This window comes from Mycobacterium sp. TH-M106, assembly GCF_057473765.1.
The window spans coordinates 1-3,290 of record NZ_JBYCLE010000057.1 but is presented as its reverse complement, the minus strand read 5'-3'; the positions used below and the strand labels follow the sequence as shown (position 1 = coordinate 3,290).

The 3,290-nt window shown below is 68.2% G+C and carries 4 protein-coding genes; 2 read left to right on the top strand and 2 right to left on the bottom strand.

The genetic code is table 11. The annotated features are described in order from the left end of the window. Positions 1-352: family 1 encapsulin nanocompartment shell protein (locus AC2VOP_RS01910; RefSeq protein ID WP_486959394.1), on the bottom strand; the 352-nt coding region annotated here is incomplete at its 3' end. After that, the gene (locus AC2VOP_RS01905) at positions 349-1,350 is read right to left on the bottom strand and encodes a Dyp-type peroxidase (protein WP_486959393.1); all 1,002 of its coding nucleotides are present in this window, start codon (positions 1,348-1,350) and stop codon (positions 349-351) included. The genes AC2VOP_RS01910 and AC2VOP_RS01905, both read right to left, overlap by 4 nt. A 51-nt stretch (positions 1,351-1,401) precedes the next feature. Between AC2VOP_RS01905 and AC2VOP_RS01900 the strand changes: the two genes are divergently transcribed. Both AC2VOP_RS01900 and AC2VOP_RS01895 read left to right on the top strand, forming a co-directional pair. Beyond that, a complete protein-coding gene (locus tag AC2VOP_RS01900; protein ID WP_486959392.1) occupies positions 1,402-2,682 on the top strand; it encodes a M18 family aminopeptidase in 1,281 nt (426 codons plus the stop codon). A gap of 13 nt (positions 2,683-2,695) precedes the next feature. Further along, positions 2,696-3,290: AIR synthase related protein (locus tag AC2VOP_RS01895; protein ID WP_486959391.1), on the top strand; the 595-nt coding region annotated here is incomplete at its 3' end.

Here is a 3,290-nt window from a genome sequence, read left to right as displayed (position 1 = left end):
CCCGATCCTCGGCGAACGCCAGCTTCTTCGCCGCGTCTTTGACCGGATCCCAGTCGGCGTCCTGCGAACCGCGTTCTACGTCGTCGATCTCGGTCCGGGACAGCGTGAACGGAACCCGCATTTGCACCAGGGGTTTGCTGGCTCGTAGGTGCGCGATGACGCCGTCGGCGGGGGCGGTCACGTCGGTCAACCGGCCGGTGCCGACCGCGGCCGCCTGCGGCCCAGCCACGTCACTGACGTCGACCACCCGCCGGCCGGCGATGTGGCGTGTGAACGTCCGGGTGGCCTCCTCTTCGATTTCGGCCCAAGCGACGTCGGTGACCGGAGCGAGTTCGCGGTAGAGGTTGTTCATCGGGCGGTTCCTTTCAGGCTGCCGATCGTCAGTGAGCCGCGGGCCGTGGTTGAGGGCTTCGGATCGGGCAGCGGCGGTGGATCATCGAGGAAATCGACAGTCGGGGTGAAGAACAGTCCTCCGGTGAGCGCCGTGGAGAAGTCCAAGATCCGGTCGGTATTGCCGGGCGGGTCACCCAGAAACATGTTGCGCAGCATCCGCTCGGTGACCGCCGGTGTCCGCGAATACCCGATGTAGTAGGTGCCGGATTCGCCGGTGCCCACCGCGCCGAATGGCATGTTGGCCCGCACGATGTCCAGTTCGTTGCCCTCGTCGTCTTCGATCGTGTTGAGCGCCACGTGGGAGTTGGCCGGCTTGTCGGCATCGCCTAATTCGATGTCGTCGAGTTTGGTGCGTCCGATCACCCGTTCCTGCTCGGTGACCGACAGAGCTTCCCAGCCCGCCATGTCGTGCACGTATTTCTGCACATGCACATAAGACGAGCCCACGAAAACCGGGTCTTCGCTGCCGATCTGGGCTGCCTTCGCCGCGTCGGACCCATCCGGGTTTTCGGTGCCGTCGACGAAGCCGAGCAGGTCGCGGTTGTCGAAGTACCTGAAGCCGTGCACTTCATCCACGATGGTGACCGCGCTGTCCAGGGCCCGCAGAATGCGCCTGGCCAGCTCGAAGCAGACGTCGTGTGCCTCGGCGCGGATGTGGAACAGCAGGTCGCCGGGTGTGGCGGGTGCGGTGTGACGCGGGCCCTCCAGCGCGACGAACGGGTGCAGCTCGGCCGGCCGGGGCCCGGCGAACAGCCGGTCCCAGGCGGCCGAGCCGATTGAGGTGACCATCGACAGTCGCTTGGCCGGATCGCGGAAGCCGATGGCGGGCGCCAGCCCGGCCAGCTCCGACAGCGCTTCGTGCACCGCCTTCTCGCCTCCGTCGTCGATGGTGGCTACCAGGAAGATGGCTGCGCAGCTCAGCGGAGCTAGCACTGGCTGGGGGGCAACGGTTCGCACAGTCTCGACCCTAACGCCTGGGACGGCCTTGCGATGAGAAAGACTGGGTGGATGGCGGCCACAGCGGTGGGTTTGTGCGAGTTTATCGACGCCTCACCCTCGCCATTTCACGTCTGTGCGACGGTCGCGCAGCGGTTGCGGACTGCCGGGTACCGCGAAGTGGCCGAAGCCGACGCGTGGCCGGGCGAGGGCCGGTTCTTCACCGTGCGGGCCGGCTCGCTGGTGGCGTGGAATGGCACCGGGCGCAGCACAGATCCCGGTGCAGCGTTTCGGATCATCGGCGCGCACACCGACAGCCCCAACCTGCGGGTCAAACAACGCCCTGACCGCGACCACGTGGGCTGGCGAGTGGTGGCGTTGCAGCCCTACGGGAGCGCCTGGCTGAACTCGTGGCTGGATCGCGACCTGGGTGTCAGTGGGCGGTTGTCGGCGCGTGACGACACCGACAACCCCGGGGTCGTTCACCGGCTGGTGCGGGTCGACGACCCGGTCCTGCGGGTGCCCCAGCTGGCCATCCATCTGGCCGAGGACCGCAGATCGCTAGCTCTGGACCCGCAGCGCCACGTCAACGCGGTGTTCGGCGCCGGTGACACGCCACGCTCTTTTCTGGGGTATGTCGCCGAGCGGGCCGGCGTCGAGCCGGATCGGCTGCTGGGCTTCGACCTGATGACCCACGACCTGGCGCCCTCGGCGTTGACCGGCGTCGACAGGGAGTTCGTCAGCGCCTCCCGGCTGGACAACCTGGCCAGCTGCTATGTGGGACTGGAGGCGCTGCTGGCCGCCGAGCCGGGGCGGCACCTGCCGGTGCTGGCGCTCTTCGACCACGAGGAGGTCGGGTCCACCTCGGATCACGGCGCGGCCTCCGAGCTGCTGCCCACCACGCTGGAACGGGTCACCCTGGCCGGCGGCGGGAGCCGGGAGGACTTCCTGCGTCGGCTGGCGGGATCGGTGCTGGCCTCGGCGGACATGGCGCACGCCACCCACCCGAACTACCCGGATCGCCACGAGCCCGGGCACCCGATCGCGGTCAACGCCGGCCCGGTGCTCAAGATGCAGCCCAATCTGCGCTACGCCACCGACGGCCGAACCGCGGCCGCGTTCGCGCTGGCCTGCGAGCAGGCGGGGGTGGCGCTGCAACGCTACGAGCACCGTGCCGACCTGCCGTGCGGTTCGACGATCGGTCCGATGAGCGCGGCCCGCACCGGCATTCCCACCGTCGACGTGGGCGCGGCCCAACTGGCCATGCATTCGGCGCGCGAACTGATGGGTGCCGCCGATGTCGCCTGGTATGCGGCGGCGCTGGGCGCATTCCTGGCACCCGCTGGAATCTAGACTTGTGTCCGTGGTGATTGACACCGTCGAGCACGCGGCGGCCACCCCCGACCAGCCGCAGCCGTACGCCGAGCTCGGTCTCAAAGACGATGAATACCAGCGGATCCGCGACATCCTGGGACGTCGCCCCACCGACGCCGAACTGGCGATGTACTCGGTGATGTGGAGCGAGCACTGCTCCTACAAGTCCTCCAAGGTGCACCTGCGCTACTTCGGCGAGACCACCACTGACGAGATGCGCAAAGCCATGCTGGCTGGCATAGGTGAGAACGCCGGCGTGGTCGACATCGGTGACGGCTGGGCGGTGACCTTCAAGGTGGAGTCGCACAACCACCCGTCCTACGTCGAGCCGTACCAGGGCGCGGCCACCGGTGTCGGCGGGATCGTGCGCGACATCATGGCGATGGGCGCACGCCCGGTGGCGGTGATGGACCAGCTGCGGTTCGGCGCTGCCGACGCCGGTGACACCTGTCGAGTGCTCGACGGCGTAGTGCGCGGCATCGGTGGTTATGGAAACTCGCTGGGGCTGCCCAACATCGGCGGCGAGACAGTCTTCGACGCCTGCTACGCCGGCAACCCGTTGGTCAACGCGCTGTGTGTCGGCGTGC

Coding starts and splice junctions, on each gene's coding strand:
- AC2VOP_RS01900 (WP_486959392.1), top strand. CDS start 1,402: ATGGCGGCCACAGCGGTGGGTTTGTGCGAGTTTATCGACGCCTCACCC.